The 17,368-nt window shown below is 45.1% G+C and carries 17 protein-coding genes and 1 other RNA gene; 6 read left to right on the forward strand and 12 right to left on the reverse strand.

The window, feature by feature from the left end; all coding sequences use genetic code 11:
- Positions 1-2 precede the first annotated feature (2 nt).
- The 7 genes from ruvC to G3W54_RS10830 all read right to left on the reverse strand — a co-directional run bounded on the left by ruvC (position 3) and on the right by G3W54_RS10830 (position 3,859).
- Positions 3-509 carry a crossover junction endodeoxyribonuclease RuvC gene (ruvC, locus tag G3W54_RS10800; RefSeq protein ID WP_162653058.1) on the reverse strand — a complete coding sequence of 169 codons (507 nt, stop codon included), beginning with the start codon at positions 507-509 and terminating at the stop codon, positions 3-5.
- 134 nt (positions 510-643) lie between these two features.
- Entirely contained in the window at positions 644-1,387 is a 744-nt protein-coding gene (locus G3W54_RS10805; RefSeq protein ID WP_162653059.1) for a YebC/PmpR family DNA-binding transcriptional regulator, read from the reverse strand.
- A 105-nt stretch (positions 1,388-1,492) separates the two neighbouring features.
- Positions 1,493-2,317 (reverse strand): TIGR00282 family metallophosphoesterase, encoded by an 825-nt coding sequence (locus G3W54_RS10810; RefSeq protein WP_162653060.1) that lies wholly within the window; start codon positions 2,315-2,317, stop codon positions 1,493-1,495.
- Between the two features lie 20 nt (positions 2,318-2,337).
- Positions 2,338-2,928 (reverse strand): 5-formyltetrahydrofolate cyclo-ligase, encoded by a 591-nt coding sequence (locus G3W54_RS10815; RefSeq protein ID WP_162653061.1) that lies wholly within the window; start codon positions 2,926-2,928, stop codon positions 2,338-2,340.
- A 15-nt stretch (positions 2,929-2,943) separates the two neighbouring features.
- A non-coding RNA gene (gene ssrS, locus G3W54_RS10820) (6S RNA) lies at positions 2,944-3,101 on the reverse strand.
- A 106-nt stretch (positions 3,102-3,207) separates the two neighbouring features.
- On the reverse strand, positions 3,208-3,570 hold the full coding sequence (locus G3W54_RS10825; RefSeq protein ID WP_162653062.1) for a cell division protein ZapA: 363 nt from the start codon (positions 3,568-3,570) through the stop codon (positions 3,208-3,210).
- Positions 3,571-3,577: 7 nt separating this feature from the next.
- Positions 3,578-3,859: a DUF4164 domain-containing protein gene (locus tag G3W54_RS10830; protein ID WP_162653063.1), complete on the reverse strand. Its 282-nt coding sequence runs from the start codon at positions 3,857-3,859 to the stop codon at positions 3,578-3,580.
- 263 nt (positions 3,860-4,122) lie between these two features.
- Here G3W54_RS10830 and tkt point away from each other — a divergent pair, with 263 nt between their 5' ends.
- The 3 genes from tkt to G3W54_RS10845 all read left to right on the forward strand — a co-directional run bounded on the left by tkt (position 4,123) and on the right by G3W54_RS10845 (position 8,514).
- Complete coding sequence (tkt, locus tag G3W54_RS10835; RefSeq protein ID WP_162653064.1) at positions 4,123-6,102, forward strand: transketolase; 1,980 nt, start codon at positions 4,123-4,125, stop codon at positions 6,100-6,102.
- 63 nt (positions 6,103-6,165) lie between these two features.
- Positions 6,166-7,167, forward strand: coding sequence for a type I glyceraldehyde-3-phosphate dehydrogenase (gene gap, locus G3W54_RS10840; RefSeq protein ID WP_162653065.1), 1,002 nt, complete (start codon positions 6,166-6,168; stop codon positions 7,165-7,167).
- Between the two features lie 144 nt (positions 7,168-7,311).
- Positions 7,312-8,514: a phosphoglycerate kinase gene (locus G3W54_RS10845; protein WP_162653066.1), complete on the forward strand. Its 1,203-nt coding sequence runs from the start codon at positions 7,312-7,314 to the stop codon at positions 8,512-8,514.
- Between the two features lie 5 nt (positions 8,515-8,519).
- Here the strand turns inward: G3W54_RS10845 and G3W54_RS10850 are convergent, their stop codons facing one another.
- On the reverse strand, positions 8,520-9,719 hold the full coding sequence (locus tag G3W54_RS10850; RefSeq protein ID WP_162653067.1) for a cytochrome P450: 1,200 nt from the start codon (positions 9,717-9,719) through the stop codon (positions 8,520-8,522).
- Between the two features lie 237 nt (positions 9,720-9,956).
- Here G3W54_RS10850 and G3W54_RS10855 point away from each other — a divergent pair, with 237 nt between their 5' ends.
- Complete coding sequence (locus tag G3W54_RS10855; RefSeq protein WP_162653068.1) at positions 9,957-10,982, forward strand: class I fructose-bisphosphate aldolase; 1,026 nt, start codon at positions 9,957-9,959, stop codon at positions 10,980-10,982.
- A 57-nt stretch (positions 10,983-11,039) separates the two neighbouring features.
- On the opposite strand, the gene G3W54_RS10860 is transcribed toward G3W54_RS10855, so the two are convergent.
- Complete coding sequence (locus G3W54_RS10860) at positions 11,040-12,020, reverse strand: NAD(P)H-quinone oxidoreductase (RefSeq protein ID WP_162653069.1); 981 nt, start codon at positions 12,018-12,020, stop codon at positions 11,040-11,042.
- 393 nt (positions 12,021-12,413) lie between these two features.
- On the opposite strand from G3W54_RS10860, the gene G3W54_RS10865 reads away from it, so the two are divergent.
- The gene (locus tag G3W54_RS10865) at positions 12,414-12,932 is read left to right on the forward strand and encodes a DUF1465 family protein (protein WP_162653070.1); all 519 of its coding nucleotides are present in this window, start codon (positions 12,414-12,416) and stop codon (positions 12,930-12,932) included.
- Positions 12,933-13,010: 78 nt separating this feature from the next.
- On the opposite strand, the gene rpmE is transcribed toward G3W54_RS10865, so the two are convergent.
- Positions 13,011-13,232 carry a 50S ribosomal protein L31 gene (gene rpmE / locus G3W54_RS10870; RefSeq protein WP_162653071.1) on the reverse strand — a complete coding sequence of 74 codons (222 nt, stop codon included), beginning with the start codon at positions 13,230-13,232 and terminating at the stop codon, positions 13,011-13,013.
- A gap of 201 nt (positions 13,233-13,433) precedes the next feature.
- Between rpmE and G3W54_RS10875 the strand changes: the two genes are divergently transcribed.
- A complete protein-coding gene (locus G3W54_RS10875) occupies positions 13,434-15,221 on the forward strand; it encodes an ABC transporter transmembrane domain-containing protein (RefSeq protein WP_162653072.1) in 1,788 nt (595 codons plus the stop codon).
- A 9-nt stretch (positions 15,222-15,230) separates the two neighbouring features.
- On the opposite strand, the gene G3W54_RS10880 is transcribed toward G3W54_RS10875, so the two are convergent.
- Positions 15,231-16,262, reverse strand: a complete 1,032-nt coding sequence (locus G3W54_RS10880; RefSeq protein ID WP_162653073.1) for a peptidoglycan -binding protein — start codon at positions 16,260-16,262, stop codon at positions 15,231-15,233.
- 9 nt (positions 16,263-16,271) lie between these two features.
- Positions 16,272-17,309 (reverse strand): MotA/TolQ/ExbB proton channel family protein, encoded by a 1,038-nt coding sequence (locus G3W54_RS10885; RefSeq protein WP_162653074.1) that lies wholly within the window; start codon positions 17,307-17,309, stop codon positions 16,272-16,274.
- Between the last annotated feature and the right edge of the window lie 59 nt (positions 17,310-17,368).

Genomic DNA, 17,368 nt, shown 5'->3' on the forward strand with positions numbered 1-17,368 from the left:
AATTATACCGCCGCTATTTTATAGGTTGCGCTCGTGCGGTTATGCGCATGACAAATTGCAATTGCCAGCGCATCCGCCGCATCATCGGATGTAAATTCTGCTTTCGGCATGAGAACTTTGACCATCATATGAATTTGTTTTTTATCTCCATGGCCAACACCAATGACTGATTTCTTCACCGCATTTGGTGCATATTCTGCCACACGAAGCCCTGATCGAGCAGGCACAAGCATTGCGATACCACGAGCCTGACCAAGCTTTAGCGTTGAAGTCGGGTTCACATTCACAAATGTGTTTTCAACCGCAGCTTCAAAGGGTTGATGGGAATGAATAATACCTTCCAAACCATCATAAATTTGACAAAGGCGAGAGGCAAGATCAGCTTTACCATCAGATTTGACCGTGCCGGAGGCTACAAAACGTAAAGAATTACCCAAGACATCAATAATGCCCCAGCCAGTATTTCTAAGCCCCGGATCAATACCGATAATTCGAATCGCGTCGTTCATCTGCTCACCCTATGTGTTTAGGTGATAAACATCTACCAAAAACGTGAACAAAACAAAAACAAATCACACAAAACTATTTGAAATAAAAAAGCCGAGCAAATGCCCGGCTTAGAAAATTCGATTGAAGAACCTGCCTAGGACAGTTTAGCCATCACTTCGTCAGAAATATCAAAGTTTGAATAAACGTTTTGAACATCATCATCATCGTCTAAAACATCCATAAAACGCATAAGTTGCTCAGCCTTGGTCTCGTCAACTGGTGTTTCGTTTTGAGGTTTCCAGATGGGCTTAACGGTTTTTGGCTCGCCCAAAGCAGCTTCAAGTGCTGACGATACATCTCCAATATCTTCAAAAGCACAATAGATCGTATGTGTTTCTTCATCAGAAACTACATCTTCAGCACCAGCTTCGATACCAGCTTCCATGATAGTGTCCTCGTCTCCAACTTCTACTGGGTAGATAATCTCGCCAACACGGTCGAACATAAAGCCGACCGAACCAGTTTCACCCAATGCGCCGCCAGACTTTGTAAAGGCTGTTCGAACATTTGATGCAGTGCGATTGCGGTTATCAGTCAAAGCCTCAACAATAACGGCAACACCGCCTGGGCCATATCCCTCATAACGCACTTCGTCATAATTCTCGCCATCTTTATCCGCAGCTTTGTTAATTGCGCGCTGAATATTATCCTTTGGCATAGACAATGATTTGGCATTCTGAACAGCTAATCGAAGACGCGGGTTCATTGACACATCAGGCGCACCCATTTTGGCAGCAACGGTTATTTCCCGAGCTAACTTTGAGAACATCTTGGAGCGAACAGCATCCTGACGTCCCTTGCGGTGTTGAATATTCTTAAACTTGGAATGGCCTGCCATGAAACCCTCTTTGTAATTTCTCGTAATCTAAAAATCGATTTCCCGCCTTATAAAAACAAAACGCCATAAGGTCTAGGTTTATTGTATTATGTGTACCGTGAAGTCCTACAACCAGAAACTAGGTACAGTTTCTTCAAGTCTTGCACCTTTACGAAGTGGTGCAATCTTCTCAGCCAACCCAGTGCGGTCTGAAATTTCAACGCCAACACCGCAAATTGTTGCCGGACCTGTTGCAATTTCCATCCGCCCTCGTGGTATTTTGGTTACGAACCGATTGATCAGTTCTTCTTTTTCCATACCAAGAGATGAATTATAATCACCGCACATACCTGCATCGCTCATATAGCCCGTACCGCCATCCAAAATCTGGCAATCCGCTGTTGGCATATGCGTATGTGTGCCGACAACCAGACTTGCTCGCCCATCAACGAAATGGCCAAAGCACTGTTTCTCGCTGGTTGCTTCTGCGTGAAAGTCCAGAATAACAGCATCCGCTTGTTCGCCCAATGGGCAAGAGCCAAGAACCTCTTCGGCACAAGCGAATGGATCGTCCAAATCAGGATGCATGAAAACACGCCCCATGATGTTTGACACAAGCACTTGCGCACCATTTCGTGCTTGAACCAAGGTCGCACCACGACCTGGTGTACCTTTTGGATAATTAGCAGGGCGAAGAAATGTATCGTAGCGCTCACAAAATGACAGCGCTTCTTTTTGCCCCCAAACATGGTTGCCGGTGGTGACGACATCAGCGCCAGCATCAATTGTTTTTAAAAATATCTCTTCTGTTATACCGAAGCCGTGAGCTGCATTTTCGCCATTGACCACAACAAAATCGAGTTTGAGGTCAGATATCAACCCCGGAAGCTGGTCCCAGACCGCCTCGCGGCCGGTTGAACCGACCATATCACCTAAAAATAGAAATCTCATGCCGCCTCTATAAGGGGGCTTTAAAATTCGCGCAAGCCACGCTCAGTTAAAATGAAATCAAGCGGTACGTCATGGTCATCCGTTGGAACCTCATCAACCTCTTGGGTAGAAAATGCAACACCAATCAATGTTTGAGCTTTTCCCAGTCCTTTAAGTTTTTCAATCGCACGATCATAAAACCCGCCGCCATAACCAATGCGACCACCGTTCTGATCAAATACGGAAAGCGGAACAAGCATGACATCTGGCAGAAGAACCGATGATGCATCATCCGGCGCCAACGTTCCAAAACCATTGCCTACGAGTTTTGTTCCCGCCATGAATTCTCTAAACTCAATCTCTGTTTTAGATAAGATATACGGTAAGCAAACTCTGTTTTTTCGCGTCCAAAGCCTTGAAATAACTGGTTTGAGATCAACTTCCGAGCGTATTGGTAAAAACGCGGACACATTTCCATCGGGCTCCACATGGCAATCCTTGAAGTGCTCGGCAATCTCTTGTGAAAACTTAGTGCGTATCTCAACGGACAAAGCATCACGTCGCGCCAGAACTTCAGAACGAATTTTTTGCTTTAAATCAGAAACGTCCGCAACTTTGGAAATATCTACCATGCTATGCTCCAAAAAGTGCGATCCACTGACAATCGATGGAATTTTAAAATCCTAGGAACCTACAATGTAGGTGGGCGCCGTGTGCTCCGACCCACGAGCCAAAGCAGGGACAGCTCCCTTAGAATTAATTAAGGCCCGAGGATATTGTGTCCTGTCGGAAAGAGCAGATCGCTTACACGATATAGTCTCAGTCGTAGTTTATTACCACCCAATTCCGAATATGGAACAGAATTTTCTGTTTAAACCCATCAGAAACTACCAAGATTTTGGCATTCAATTTTAATCATTCTTGTTGAGTTTGTCCGCAATATTTGAAATTTGCGTTGCAACAGTACTAAGGGTGCTTGCAACACTCGTATCCATTTTTTCAGCATTTTGAAGCGCATTGTCACGCGTTGTTTTGACGAGATCTAATTCAGATTGAACGCCCTTCAATTTACCTTGCACTTCCGATAATTCATCCATCACCATAATACCGGCCATAACAGTCAGTCGTTGGTCACCAATTTCACCAAATTGAGATCTCAAGCTCAGTACATATTTATCAAACTTCTCAGCAAGGTCATTCAGATGTTCTTCCTGCCCGGCCTCGCATGCCATGCGGTAGGATTTACCGTCGATAGTAACTGTAACCTGAGACATTTAACCCTCAATTACCCCGATCAAGTACAGCGCGAATAGTTTCCATCGCTGTGACTAACCGACGAGATACTTCCCGATTAGCTTCTTCTAGTTGATTGGCACGGTTTTGTGCACCATCAAGTTCTTCAGCCAGCTTTGATCGATCTGATATCATAGATTTCAATTCTTCTTGTGATTGTTCAGCGTCTTTCTGATTTTCCAGACGGCGCCCAACCGCGCTTTCAAGCGACGTTACCGCATTTGTCAGCTGATCTAACGCTGATTTCACTGTTAAATCTTCAGTACTCATAGCCCATATATCCCCAAGAATGCGAATCAAGCCCCCTATAACCTACAGGAAAAGACATTTTCATAGCCCAAAGCCCTAGTCAATAAAGCTTCACGGGTTCAAATTGCTCGTACACATCAAATCAATTTATTCACTCGTTTCGATCAATTCACACTCAAAAGAAGTTACTTTCATTGACTCCACCCCGCGAAGTGCTATGACAGCGACGCCGTTGTGCTGGAGACACCGCAACCCTCCCTAGATGATAAAATACAGGCATAAATATGACATCCACGGTTAAACATCAGCAATTGGCGAACGCCATCAGGTTTTTGTCAATGGACGCTGTCCAAAAAGCTAATTCAGGCCACCCCGGTCTTCCTATGGGCGCGGCAGACATCGCGACCACCCTTTTCACCAAACATTTGAAGTTTGATCCAAAAAACCCATCCTGGCCAGATCGCGATCGATTTGTCTTGTCTGCTGGTCACGGCTCAATGCTCATTTATTCATTGCTCTACCTGACTGGCTATGATGATATTTCATTGGAAGACCTCAAAAACTTCCGTCAGCTTGGCTCACCAACCGCTGGTCACCCTGAATATGGTCATATTCCAGGTATTGAAACAACAACTGGTCCGCTTGGCCAAGGCATTGCAAATGCTGTTGGTATGGCAATCGCTGAACGCAAGCTTGCTGATGAATTTGGTGCTGACATTGTCGATCATAATACCTACGCACTTGTGGGCGATGGATGCTTAATGGAAGGTATCAGTCAAGAAGCTATTACGCTTGCTGGACATTTAAAACTCAACAAGTTGATCGTTCTTTGGGATGATAACAATATCTCAATCGACGGTGCTATTTCAGTCAGTGATTCGACGGATCAAGAGGCTCGCTTTAAATCATGTAACTGGAACACTCTTCGTGTAGATGGACATGATCCAGAAGCAATTTCTGCTGCCATTGAAGAAGCAAAAGCATCTGACAAGCCAACAATGATCGCTTGTAAAACTCAAATTGGTTATGGCTCTCCGAAGAAAGCCGGCACTGCAGGTGCTCATGGCGCTCCGCTTGGAGATGATGAGATTGCAGCAACCCGCGAAGCTCTCGGTTGGGACGCTGCACCGTTTGAAATCCCATCCGATATTCTCGATGCATGGCGTCTTGCGGGCCTTCGTTCTGCGAAAGTTCACAAAGATTGGGAAAAGCGCATCAAGGAAGGTGACTCTGACATCAGATGTACGTTTGAACGTCGCATGAACGGTGAATTGCCAGGCGCATTGGTTCCCGCACTTCTTGAATACAAAAAAGCTCTTGCAGAAGACAAGCCAAAAGAAGCAACACGCAAAGCCTCGCAGCTTGTGCTCGAAGTCATCAACGGTGCTGTTCCTGAAACAATTGGCGGCTCTGCCGATCTGACTGGATCAAATAACACAAAGACAAGCCAAACAGTTTCCATTACACCTGATGATTTCTCAGGCAGATACCTGCACTATGGCATCCGTGAGCATGGTATGGCAGCCGCAATGAATGGTATCGCGCTACATGGCGGTTTGATTCCCTATTCAGGCGGCTTCCTAATTTTCTCTGATTATTGCCGTCCGTCAATTCGTCTGGCAGCTCTTATGGGTATCCGAGTCATTCACGTGTTCACACATGATTCTATCGGCCTTGGCGAAGATGGTCCAACCCACCAACCTGTTGAACAAATGGCTTCGCTTAGAACTATTCCAAATCTCAACATGTTCCGCCCAGCGGACATTACCGAGACATTGGAATGCTGGCAGCTAGCTCTCGAATCAGAAACGCGCCCTTCTGGTATTGCCCTGACACGTCAAGGCCTACCAGCTCTTCGCACAACTTACGTTGAAGAAAACCTATGCGCGCACGGTGCATATGAACTTGCATCTGAAAGCGATGCACAAGTAACTATTTTTGCTTCCGGTTCTGAAGTCGAAATTGCCATGAACGCAAAAGCATTGCTCGATGCAAAAGGACACACAACCCGTGTTGTATCTGTCCCCTGTATGGATCTATTTGATGATCAAGACGACGCGTATAAAGCTGCAATCATCGGTGACAGCCCTGTTAAAGTGGCTATCGAAGCAGGCGTTCGCCAAGGTTGGGATCAATTCATTGGTTCTGATGGCATATTTATCGGCATGAACTCCTTTGGTGCGTCAGGTCCTTATCAAGAACTTTATGAGCATTTCGGAATCACACCTGAGGCTGCAGTTTTGGCAGTCGAGGCAAAGTTATAATAATAAAAACACCAGTACAATATTGGGGACAATCCTAACCCTATTATTATTCGGAGAATATAAATGACAGTAAAAGTTGCTATTAATGGTTTTGGCCGCATTGGACGTAATGTTCTACGTGGTATTATGGAATCTGGGCGTAATGACATCCAAGTTGTTGCGATTAATGATTTAGGTCCTGTTGAAACAAATGCACATCTTATGCGTTATGATAGTGTACACGGAAAATTCCCCGGTACAGTTACTGTCGACGGTGATACAATCGATGTAGGGCAAGGACCGATCAAAGTAACAGCTATTCGCGACCCTAAAGACCTTCCTTGGGCAGACGTTGATGTAGCTCTTGAATGTACTGGTATTTTTGCAAGTCGTGAAAAAGCGTCATTACACTTGGAAAATGGCTCATCTAAAGTCCTTATTTCTGCACCGGGTGGCAATGATGTTAAGACCATTGTTTATGGTGTAAACGATGAAGACCTTACAGCAGATGACAAAGTTGTTTCAAACGCTTCTTGTACAACCAACTGCCTTACACCTGTTGCGTACGTTCTGAACAATGCCTTCGGCATTGAAAAAGGCTATATGACGACAATTCACTCATATACGGGTGACCAGCCTACGCTCGATACTATGCATAAAGATTTATATCGTGGTCGTGCCGCAGCTGTGTCTATGATACCAACATCAACAGGTGCTGCAAAAGCTATTGGCCTTGTTCTTCCAGAACTTAAAGGCAAGTTGGATGGCTCTGCGATCCGCGTTCCAACGCCAAACGTATCTGTTGTTGATCTTAAGTTCATCCCGTCACGCGATGTAACAGAAGACGAAGTAAACAATGCCATCCGTGAAGCTGCAGACGGTCCGCTAAAAGGTATTTTGGGTTATACAGACGAGCCATTGGTTTCAATTGATTTGAACCATAATCCGCATTCTTCAATCTTCCACATGGACCAGACCAAAGTTATGGAAGGCAACCTTGTTCGCATCCTAACATGGTATGACAATGAGTGGGGCTTCTCAAATCGCATGGCAGATACAGCCGTTGCAATGGGTAAGTTGAACTAATCTAGTTCATAAAGTACTTAGAAAACCGGAATTAGCGTTCCGGTTTTTTTTTGGATAATAGTATGAATTCTCAAAAGCAATTTCATATTTTTAAAAATTCCGTTATCAAAGCACCAACACCAATTCTAAAATCGGGTAATGACAATGACTTTTAAAACTTTGGATGATATTTCTGATCTTAATGGCAAGCGTGCCCTCGTCCGTGTTGACCTAAATGTACCCGTAAAAGACGGAAATGTAACAGATGTAACGCGCATTGAACGCATTGCGCCAACCCTGCAGGAATTATCTCGCAAAGGTGCAAAAGTCATTCTTATGGCACATTTTGGCCGCCCAAAAGGTGAAGTTGTTGAATCTATGTCACTGAAGCCAATCGCGCAGTCCGTTGAAGAAGTTTTGGACATGCACATTCATTTTGCAAGCAACTGCATTGGTGATGCAGCAAAAGAAGCCGTTGATGCTCTGCACAATGGCGATATTCTTCTCTTGGAAAACACACGTTTTCACAAAGGTGAAGAAACCAATGATGCAGGCTTTGCCAAAGCTCTTGCCGAAAATGGTGATCTTTACATTAATGACGCATTCTCTGCTGCCCATCGTGCCCATGCATCCACAGAAGGACTAACAAAGCTACTTCCTTCATATGCTGGTCGCACCATGCAGGCGGAATTGGATGCACTAAACTCTGCCTTGGGCGACCCAAAACATCCGGTGGGTGCCGTTGTTGGCGGAGCAAAAGTATCGACTAAAATTGACCTATTGGAAAATCTGGTTACGAAAATTGATGTTCTGATTATTGGCGGCGGCATGGCCAACACGTTCCAGGCAGCTTTAGGCGCCGATATGGGCGATTCGTTACAAGAGCCGGATATGTACGACAAAGCCCACGCTATCATGAAAGCCGCAAAAGAAAATGGTTGTCGAATTGTTTTGCCAACAGATGGTAAAATCTCAGCTGAATTCAAAGCGGATGCTGCTTACGAGGTGATGACTATGACCCCAGATACAGTCATCCCAAAAGGAAAACAATCGCTTGATGCAGGTGATGCGACGATTGCAAATGTCATTGCAGAATTCGAAAAACTAAACACATTAATCTGGAATGGCCCATTCGGTGCGTTTGAAATCCCACCGTTTGATGGTGCGACTGTAGCTATTGCAAGAGCTGCTGCTGAAATTACCGAAGATGGTAGGTTGGTCTCAGTTGCGGGTGGTGGAGATACAGTATCCGCGCTTAATCTGGCCGGTGCTGCAGATAGCTTCAGCTATATCTCAACTGCCGGAGGTGCGTTTCTTGAATGGATGGAAGGCAAACCACTGCCAGGTGTGTTAGCACTAGACAGCTAGGTTCATTAATTTCCAGATGTCACCGGCAATTCAGCAAGCGCGTTCAACCCAATGCGCTTGCGCCATTTTACATCTTTTTGGTCCACTGCCAGTTTAAGGTTGGGAAAGTGCGTAAAAAGCGCTTTTATTGCGACCCTACCCTCAATTCGCGCGAGCAAATGCCCAAGGCAAAAGTGAATACCGGTGCCAAACGCCATATGGCGATTTGGTTTTCGCGACAAGTTCAACTTTTCAGGATCTTCAAACACGGTTTCATCATAGTTGGCAGCCGTCAGCAACGGCATGATCAGCTCGCCCTTTTTAACTAGCGTTCCATCAACTATTATATCTTCATAGGCATAACGCGGCTTGGTCATCTGCACGGGCGTTACAAATCTTAGAAGTTCTTCAACAGCAAGATCTATTCGCGACCAATCTTCAAGTAGCCAATCTTTCTGATCCTGGTGTGTCAGGAGAGCAAAGAGCCCACCGGAAATCAAATGAGTTGTTGTTTCATGACCGGCGATTAACAACAGAAAAACCATCGCCAGTAATTCATCATCAGAAATCGCTGCTCCCTCTTTCTTCATGGCGATAAGTTGCGCAATCAATCCATCATGATCAACACCAACCTCAGTATCAATTTTCGCTCGCAAATATTTAGCCATAGCTCGCAAATTGGGGACCAGCATCAAAAAGTCCCACATACCGCTAACACGTGTGAAGCCCTCAGCCCATTTCGCAAACTGGGCACGGTCAGATTTTGGAAGACCTAAAAGTTCGCAAATAACCGTGAGTGGAAAATGCCGTGCAAACCCGTTGACAATATCGATCTTTGGTTCCTCAACAAACAACTTTGAAATCATGCCGTCTGCGATCGCTTTAATACGCGGCTCAAGCTTCATGATGGCATCTTTACGAAATGCCTGATCCACAATATGGCGCAGACGTTCATGTTCTGGTTGGTCCATTGTCAACATATTAGATGCTAAAAGCTGGATTACTCTGGGCATCCACCATCGCATTCCAACAACACTTCCATCCGGTTTTCGTACCCTGAAGATTTCCTGGTTTTTCAAAACTTCTATAGATGTTTGCTGATTGGTCACAAACCAGACTTTACCGAGAATAGGAATTTTCTCACGGTGGAGTGAACCGGAGTGCTTTAAAAATTCAATCGTTTTAAATGGATTCTCCGAAAGCTCTGACGATGAAACGAGACTCATGATTCTAATTTCACTCCATTTTTACAAAGACTTATGATCAACGTGTCGCATTTTAACAATATTATATGCGTGCAATTTACCATGAATGAAAGAAATCTCTGAACTAAATCGTTTAAATTATTTTTAAATCGTTTTAAATAAATTCAACGCTATTTAAATTTTTTAAATCCTCTGTTATCAACCTCACCAACAGCCTTCCAATGGGCATATATTGGCACACAATTTGGAGATATCAATATGACTGAACGTTTAGAAGATATTGCGCAGGCAATGGTCCAGCCTGGGCAAGGTATTCTTGCAGCCGATGAATCAACTGGCACAATCAAAAAGCGCCTAGATTCAATCGGTGTTGAATCAAGTGAAGAAACACGCCGCGATTATCGCGAGATGCTGTTCCGTACAGATGACGCAATGAACAATTATATCTCTGGCGTTATTCTTTATGATGAAACGTTACGACAAAAAGCTGCAGACGGCACACCCCTTGTCGATTTGATCAAATCTGCTGGCGCTGTTCCCGGCATTAAAGTCGACATGGGCGCAAAACCACTTGCAGGTCATGCAGGTGAGACAGTAACAGAAGGTCTTGATGGCCTACGCGAAAGATTGAACGAGTATTATGAACTAGGTGCACGGTTTGCCAAATGGCGCGGTGTTATCTCAATCTCAGATACGCTTCCTTCAAAAACGGCTGTCTCTGTTAATGCTCACGCTTTGGCGCGCTATGCCTCTCTCTGCCAAGAAGCTGGTATCGTACCAATTGTTGAACCAGAAATTACAATGGATGGTGCGACCTCAACACACGATATTAATAGATGCTTCCAAGTAACGCTCGAAACACTGCAAAAAACTTTTGCCGCCCTTGATGAGCAAGAAGTTAATCTGGAAGGTATGATCCTCAAACCAAATATGATCGTTCCAGGCATCAATTGTGCGCAACAAGCCAGCGTTGAAGAAGTTGCTGAAAAAACACTCCTTTGCCTAAGAACAGCTGTACCAACTGCGGTTCCTGGCATTGCATTCCTATCTGGTGGCCAATCAGAAGAGCAAGCAACCGCTCACCTATCTGCGATGAACGCTATGGGTGACCTCCCTTGGGCGCTTACATTCTCCTACGGTCGTGCTTTGCAAGCTGCTGCGCTAAAAGCATGGGGCGGCAAGTCAGAAAATGTCGCTGCTGGTCAGCGCGCATTTACACATCGCGCGCGCATGAATGGCCTTGCGGCTGTCGGCTCTTGGAAACAAGACATCGAAGCAGCATAACTCAAGATTTCAGCTTATAGATTTAGGCCTCGAATTCATTCGAGGCCTTTTTTATGACTAGTCGATTGTCAGAACAATTTTACCCATATGCTCACTGGTTTCCATACGTGTATGGGCGTCAGCTGCATTTTCCAAAGGGTACGTAGAATCTATTATCGGCTTGACTTTACGAGAGGCAAGCAAAGGCCAAACATGCTCAAACAACTCATGTGCAATAAAGGCTTTAAATGCCACTGGGCGAGCCCTGAGAGTTGATCCTGTGTGCATAAGGCGCTTTGCCATTAAAAGTGCAAAATCAACATTAGCCCGCCGACCACGCTGAAAAGCTATCTGAACAATCCGGCCATCCAAAGCAGCAACAGCATAATTGCGATTTATATAATCTCCACCAATCATATCAAGCGTTAGATCAATACCTTTGTTTGCAGTATGAGACTTAATAACATCTACAAAATCTTGTTTACGATAATCAATAGCGACATCTGCTCCCAAATCCTCAACAAATTTGCATTTTTCCTTCGAACCTACAGTTGTGTAAACAGTGGCACCAAAGATTTTCGCCAGTTGAATTGCGGTTGAACCTATTCCTGATGAACCACCGTGAACAAGAAAAGTCTCCCCATCCTGCAACAAGCCTCTTTGAAAAACATTATGCCAAACAGTGAAGAAAGTTTCCGGCAGCGCGGCTGCTTCAACCATGCTGTAACCTGTAGGAACCGGCAGGACGTTTGCTTCATGCACTTTGCAATATTCTGCATATCCACCACCGGGAATTAACGCACAAACGGGATCGCCCTCTTTAAACTTAGTCACCTTTTTGCCAATGCGCTCAACGATTCCCGCCACCTCAAGCCCCGGAATATCTGTCACACCTCTTGGGGGTGGATAATGACCGAGACGCTGCAAACAATCGGGCCGATTCACACCACAGGCATGGACACGAATGAGTATCTCGTCTGGTGCTGGCTTTGGGAAAGCAATCTGCCCAACAGTTAAAACCTCGGGCCCACCAAATTCGCTAATCTCAATTATTCGCATGATGACCTCGAAAATACGCACTTAACTATTGCGCAGATATTACCTAAGTTAAATTATCTTTCAATCATGCTTCTAGGTAATGTCAATTAAGCTCCTGTTAAGCCTTACAAGTTATTACTAAGTCATCTGATTAGTTTCAGATTTGGCGGAAAATGTAACAGACTTTCTGCTTGACGCCTCCCTGTTAAACTCTTGAGGGCCGCTTGCGGTCCTTTTTTTTGTCCAAATTTAGACAAATTGCATGCTTTAATGGCCAAATCAGCCCGTTAACCTTTCTTTAACATTTAGCTTGCGCAACTTAATAAAAAGCGGCATCTTTATCTGGCTGACCTGGAAAGCGTAGATAATTTAGGCGGCAATGGCGTTAAGTAAGTAGAGAGTAGATTGGCTAATATGTCTGAAACAAACCGCAATACTATCCGTTTTTCCGAGCATGCTGCAAATTCAGAAGGCTTCAAGTCTTTGTATGCAGATGGCATGGGCCTTGTTGAAGAAACAGCCGATTACCTTGATAATACAGGTCGCTCTGCCTCAAAGGCACTTCCTCGCATTGCATCTATCCTTTATTCAGCTGAGTCCATGCGCCTAACGACACGCCTTATGCAATTGGCATCTTGGCTGCTATTACAACGCGCTGTGAACAATGGCGAAATGACACGCGACCAAGCGAGCACGGAGAAATCTAAAGTGCGTCTTGAAAGCTTTAATTGTGATCGTAATGCGGCCGGATGGGATGAATTACCAGAAGCTTTCCGCGATTTGATCGAGCGTTCTTTGCGCCTTCAAAATCGTGTTGCACTTTTAGATCGCGAAATTTATCGCCCGGAAGAAGCACATGCAAACATGCGAGAGACTGAAAATTCGATACAAGCGCAGCACAATCTTCTGCAGACTGCTTTCTTGAAAAATTAATTCGCCAAGCTTTAAAAGCTGGCCAACAAAAAACCCGCCTTAAAAGGCGGGTTTTTTAATTGATATAAGAGAAATCGATTAAAGGCCAAGACCAGCAAAACGATTTTTAAACTTCGTGATACGTCCACCGCGGTCCATAAGTTGAGCGCCACCACCAGTCCAAGCTGGGTGAGAATTAGGATCGATCTCCAAATTCATTGTCTCGCCTTCAGAACCCCAAGTCGAGCGTGTCTCATATTCTGTTCCATCAGTCATCACCACTTTGATCGTGTGGTATTCTGGATGAATATCCGCTTTCATAGTTCTATTCCTTTACGGTTAGGCATATGCCTTAAATACAAGCCAGTTTTATCGCTAAATGCGACAAATATCCCAGCATACATTGAGCTTTTCAGACTTTAGAAGAATAAAGTCTTGTAATTCGATGGCGAGGCTATACATCAACCAGAACAATTGCACAAGAGCATCTTATAAATTCGATGATGCAAATGTAGCTTATTTATGAATAAGGAAACTGACGTGGCAACTGACAAAGAAAAAGAACAGAAGCGGGCGTCATTATCCCCATTACGTACACTTTTTCCCTATATCTTACGTTATCCGAAACTCATCATCGGTGCAGGCGTTTTTCTGCTGCTGGCGGCAGCAACAACGCTCACCCTACCCTTGGCTGTTCGGCGCGTGATTGATTTTGGATTTTCAAGCCAAGACCCGGAGTTCATCAATAGTTACTTTACGTTCCTCATGGGCATTGCCATCGTCTTAGGTATCGCAAGTGCGATGCGCTATTATTTTGTGATTCTTTTAGGTGAACGCGTTATCTCGGATCTTCGCAGCGATGTATTTACTCACATCGCGCGGCTTTCTCCGTCATTTTATGATGTTAATCGGTCTGGTGAAATCATTTCCCGCCTGACAGCAGACACAACTCAGATTAAATCCGCCGTTGGTGCAACAGCCTCAATGGCTTTGCGAAACTCAATCCTGTGTTTGGGTGCCATTGTCATGATGTTTTGGACATCATGGACACTTTCACTCTTTGTAGTGATCGGCATCCCCATTGTTGTTATCCCACTTATTGCATTTGGACGTGCGGTTCGGAAAAGATCACGCAATGCACAAGACACTCTTGCAGACACGATGGGCTTTGCAAGCGAAGCCATCAATGCAACCCGTACATTACAAGCCTTCAATTCTGAGGACCGTGCTATTGGGCGCTTTTCATCCGCAATCGAAGATACATTCGATGCGGCAAAGGCGGCAATAACAACCCGCGCAGCCCTTACGGTGTTTTCCATCTCATTAGTTTTCTGTGGTGTGGTGGGCATCTTGTGGTCCGGTGCTCATTCTGTTCTTGAAGGAGACATGTCAGCTGGTACGCTTGGTCAGTTCCTTCTTTATTCAGTTCTTGCAGCAGGAAGCTTAGGTGGCTTATCAGAAGTATGGGGCGAGTTGTCTCAAGCATCCGGCGCAGCTGAGCGTTTATCTGAGTTACTCAATGAAAGATCTGAAATCGAAGACCCAGTCAATCCGGTAGCTTTACCAGAAAACGTTAAAGGCGAGATTGAGTTTAAGTCTGTCAGCTTTGCCTATCCTACACGTCCAAACGCTAAAATCTTGGATGACTTATCCTTTTCCGTAAAAACTGGCGAAACAGTGGCTATTGTCGGGCCATCAGGTGCAGGTAAAAGCACCTTGTTTTCGCTAGTATTGAGATTTTATGATCCAAGCTCCGGGCAGATACTTATAGATGGTGTCGATGTAAAAGAAGCCCTACTCCATGACATCAGATCGCGTGCAGCCATCGTTCCGCAGGATGTCACCATATTTGCAGCATCCGTTGCTGAAAACATTGCATTTGGTAGTAATGAAGCTTCCGATGAGGATATTAAACAAGCAGGAAAGTCTGCGCTTGTTGAAAAATTCGCCCTTGATATGGATGATGGATACGACAGCGAAATAGGCGAACGCGGCGTAACTCTATCAGGCGGACAGCGTCAACGTGTTGCTATCGCTCGTGGCATGCTTAAAAACGCACCCATTCTTCTGCTTGATGAAGCCACATCTGCACTTGATGCCCAAAGCGAAAAACTGGTTCAACAAGCACTTGATCGCATCATGGAAAACCGCACGACACTGATCATCGCACATCGTCTTTCGACCATTCTTAAGGCTGATCGAATACTGGTTATGGACAAAGGCAAAATTATCGAAGAAGGCACACATAAGTCGCTCAGTGAAGCGAATGGCATGTATGCTAATTTAGCGAAACTGCAATTTCAGACATAACACTAAAACCTATCTTTCAGTCAACTTCAATTCGATACGGCGGTTCGTGTTACGCGCTTCGACCGTGTCACCTTCTGCAATTGGCTGGAATTCACCAAATCCTGCGGCAACCAAACGGTTTGACGGCACACCCTGTTCAATCAGGAACTTGACGACTGATGTCGCTCGAGCACTTGAGAGCTCCCAGTTATCTCGATAACGGCCAGTGCCTGACAAAGGCACATTATCCGTATGGCCATCTACACGCAGAACCCAGTTGATTTCTGAGGGGATTTCCCGAGCAAGATCAAGCATGGCCTCTGCAAGCTTGGCCATTTCTATTTTCCCATCCGGGTTCAACTCATTACCGCCAGATGGAAACAACACCTCTGACTGAAAGACAAAACGATCTCCCACAATACGAATATTGTCACGGTCCGAAAGAATAGCACGTAAACGACCAAAGAAATCCGAACGATAACGATTAAGCTCTTGCACTCGCTGAGCTAATGCCACGTTTAATCGTCGACCAAGATCCGCGATTTTAACTTGAGCTTCCTCATCCTTAGCATCAGATTGATCTAAAGCATTTTCCAAAGCAGCTAATTGTCGGCGCATTGCTGAAATCTGCTGATTTAACAAAGCCACCTGACTAAGTGCACGTTTGGAAATCTGTCGTTCTTCATCAAGCGTCTGATTTAAACCACTAATTGTTGCTTCAGCAGCTTCTGTTGATCCAGCCCCCTGATTTAGAAGTAATTCAAGGCGAGATTTTTCATCCTCCGACGCGGATAACGATGCTTGTAGGTTGGCAAGTGTATCTTCCAAATCCTGCCGCCCGGTCTGTTCAAGCGCAAGCAATTGGGTCAACTCGTTAATCTGCGAGTTTAACCTCGTAAGCACTTCATCTTTCCCGCTGATTTCTCTGCTTAGAAAAAACTGTGCAAGCACAAAGACGGAAAGCAAAAACATGATGGCGAGCAAAAGGGTCGACAAAGCATCAACAAAGCCCGGCCAATAGTCAACGGAGCGGCTTCTCAAACGATTGCGAGAAAGTGCCATATCTGTGCCCTAGCTTTTATCAATCTTGTCAGAAAGCTTATCAAGCGTCTGACGCATGGCTTTTGATTCATCCTGCTGGGCTTCAATCCAGTCACGCAACATTTGCTGCTCGCTGCGCATGTTCTTAACGAGACCTTGGATACCCTCCGCCAAATTTGCCATAGCTGCCGTTGTGCGTTGATTCGAACCTCCACCGCCGCCGCCATCCACTGACAGCCGCTTCAATTGCTCTGCAACTAGTTTCAGCTCTTCAGAGCTATCGCCACTGGTTTCAATAACAGGCACATTAGCATTACCAACATCGGAGGTCACATCTGTCACCGATGCAAGCCAGTTTTCCAACTCACCATAAAAACGTCCTTGCGCCCATCCAGCTTGCAGGTCAATGAACCCCAATATCAGCGACCCCGAAAGACCAAACAATGATGATGAAAACGCCGTACCCATGCCTTCAAGAGGCGCACCAAGACCAGTTTTAAGTGCGGCAAGCACATCTTCTGTATTACCAGACCCAGCATCGAGCGAGCCAATAACATCTTTGATCGAGCCAATTGTACCTAACAGACCCCAAAATGTACCCAAAAGACCTAGGAAAACCAGAAGACCAATCAAATAACGCGTTGTATCTCTTGTCTCATCTAACCGAGCGGCAATAGAATCGAGAATTGACCTCAAGGATGATGTTGTAAGTGCTTTTTCCCGTTGCCCGCTAAATAATGCCCGCATGGGAGCCAAAAGAACAGGATCACGGCTGACCTTATCGGCATCACCCGCTGCGCGAAAGGAATTTACCCAACGAACCTCCGGGCTTAGCTGCACAATCTGCTTAACAGCAAGCATAATGCCCAACAATAGAACAGCAACGATCAGCCCGTTCAAACCTGGGTTAGACATAAAAGCTGTTTCAATTTGACGAAATAAAATCGCGATCGCAAAACCAGCAATCACCAAAGAAATAATGACACTAAATAGAAATACCAAGGGACTTGATAACTTATTCGGCGACATACCATTTTCCGCCGCTTTATCCCAACTCGATGTTGACATATCTCCATCCGCCTCTTTGCAACAAATCACCCCGTTGGTGAGTGTAAGCAAAAAAATGG

It is taken from the genome of Lentilitoribacter sp. Alg239-R112, assembly GCF_900537175.1.
Lineage (GTDB): Bacteria > Pseudomonadota > Alphaproteobacteria > Rhizobiales > Rhizobiaceae > Lentilitoribacter.

Bases quoted from the DNA above. Each gene is read 5' to 3' on its own strand.
- ruvC (WP_162653058.1), bottom strand. From the start codon at position 509: ATGAACGACGCGATTCGAATTATCGGTATTGATCCGGGGCTTAGAAAT.
- G3W54_RS10805 (WP_162653059.1), bottom strand. From the start codon at position 1,387: ATGGCAGGCCATTCCAAGTTTAAGAATATTCAACACCGCAAGGGACGT.
- G3W54_RS10810 (WP_162653060.1), bottom strand. From the start codon at position 2,317: ATGAGATTTCTATTTTTAGGTGATATGGTCGGTTCAACCGGCCGCGAG.
- G3W54_RS10815 (WP_162653061.1), bottom strand. From the start codon at position 2,928: ATGGTAGATATTTCCAAAGTTGCGGACGTTTCTGATTTAAAGCAAAAA.
- G3W54_RS10825 (WP_162653062.1), bottom strand. From the start codon at position 3,570: ATGTCTCAGGTTACAGTTACTATCGACGGTAAATCCTACCGCATGGCA.
- G3W54_RS10830 (WP_162653063.1), bottom strand. From the start codon at position 3,859: ATGAGTACTGAAGATTTAACAGTGAAATCAGCGTTAGATCAGCTGACA.
- tkt (WP_162653064.1), top strand. From the start codon at position 4,123: ATGACATCCACGGTTAAACATCAGCAATTGGCGAACGCCATCAGGTTT.
- gap (WP_162653065.1), top strand. From the start codon at position 6,166: ATGACAGTAAAAGTTGCTATTAATGGTTTTGGCCGCATTGGACGTAAT.
- G3W54_RS10845 (WP_162653066.1), top strand. From the start codon at position 7,312: ATGACTTTTAAAACTTTGGATGATATTTCTGATCTTAATGGCAAGCGT.
- G3W54_RS10850 (WP_162653067.1), bottom strand. From the start codon at position 9,719: ATGAGTCTCGTTTCATCGTCAGAGCTTTCGGAGAATCCATTTAAAACG.
- G3W54_RS10855 (WP_162653068.1), top strand. From the start codon at position 9,957: ATGACTGAACGTTTAGAAGATATTGCGCAGGCAATGGTCCAGCCTGGG.
- G3W54_RS10860 (WP_162653069.1), bottom strand. From the start codon at position 12,020: ATGCGAATAATTGAGATTAGCGAATTTGGTGGGCCCGAGGTTTTAACT.
- G3W54_RS10865 (WP_162653070.1), top strand. From the start codon at position 12,414: ATGTCTGAAACAAACCGCAATACTATCCGTTTTTCCGAGCATGCTGCA.
- rpmE (WP_162653071.1), bottom strand. From the start codon at position 13,232: ATGAAAGCGGATATTCATCCAGAATACCACACGATCAAAGTGGTGATG.
- G3W54_RS10875 (WP_162653072.1), top strand. From the start codon at position 13,434: ATGAATAAGGAAACTGACGTGGCAACTGACAAAGAAAAAGAACAGAAG.
- G3W54_RS10880 (WP_162653073.1), bottom strand. From the start codon at position 16,262: ATGGCACTTTCTCGCAATCGTTTGAGAAGCCGCTCCGTTGACTATTGG.
- G3W54_RS10885 (WP_162653074.1), bottom strand. From the start codon at position 17,309: ATGTCAACATCGAGTTGGGATAAAGCGGCGGAAAATGGTATGTCGCCG.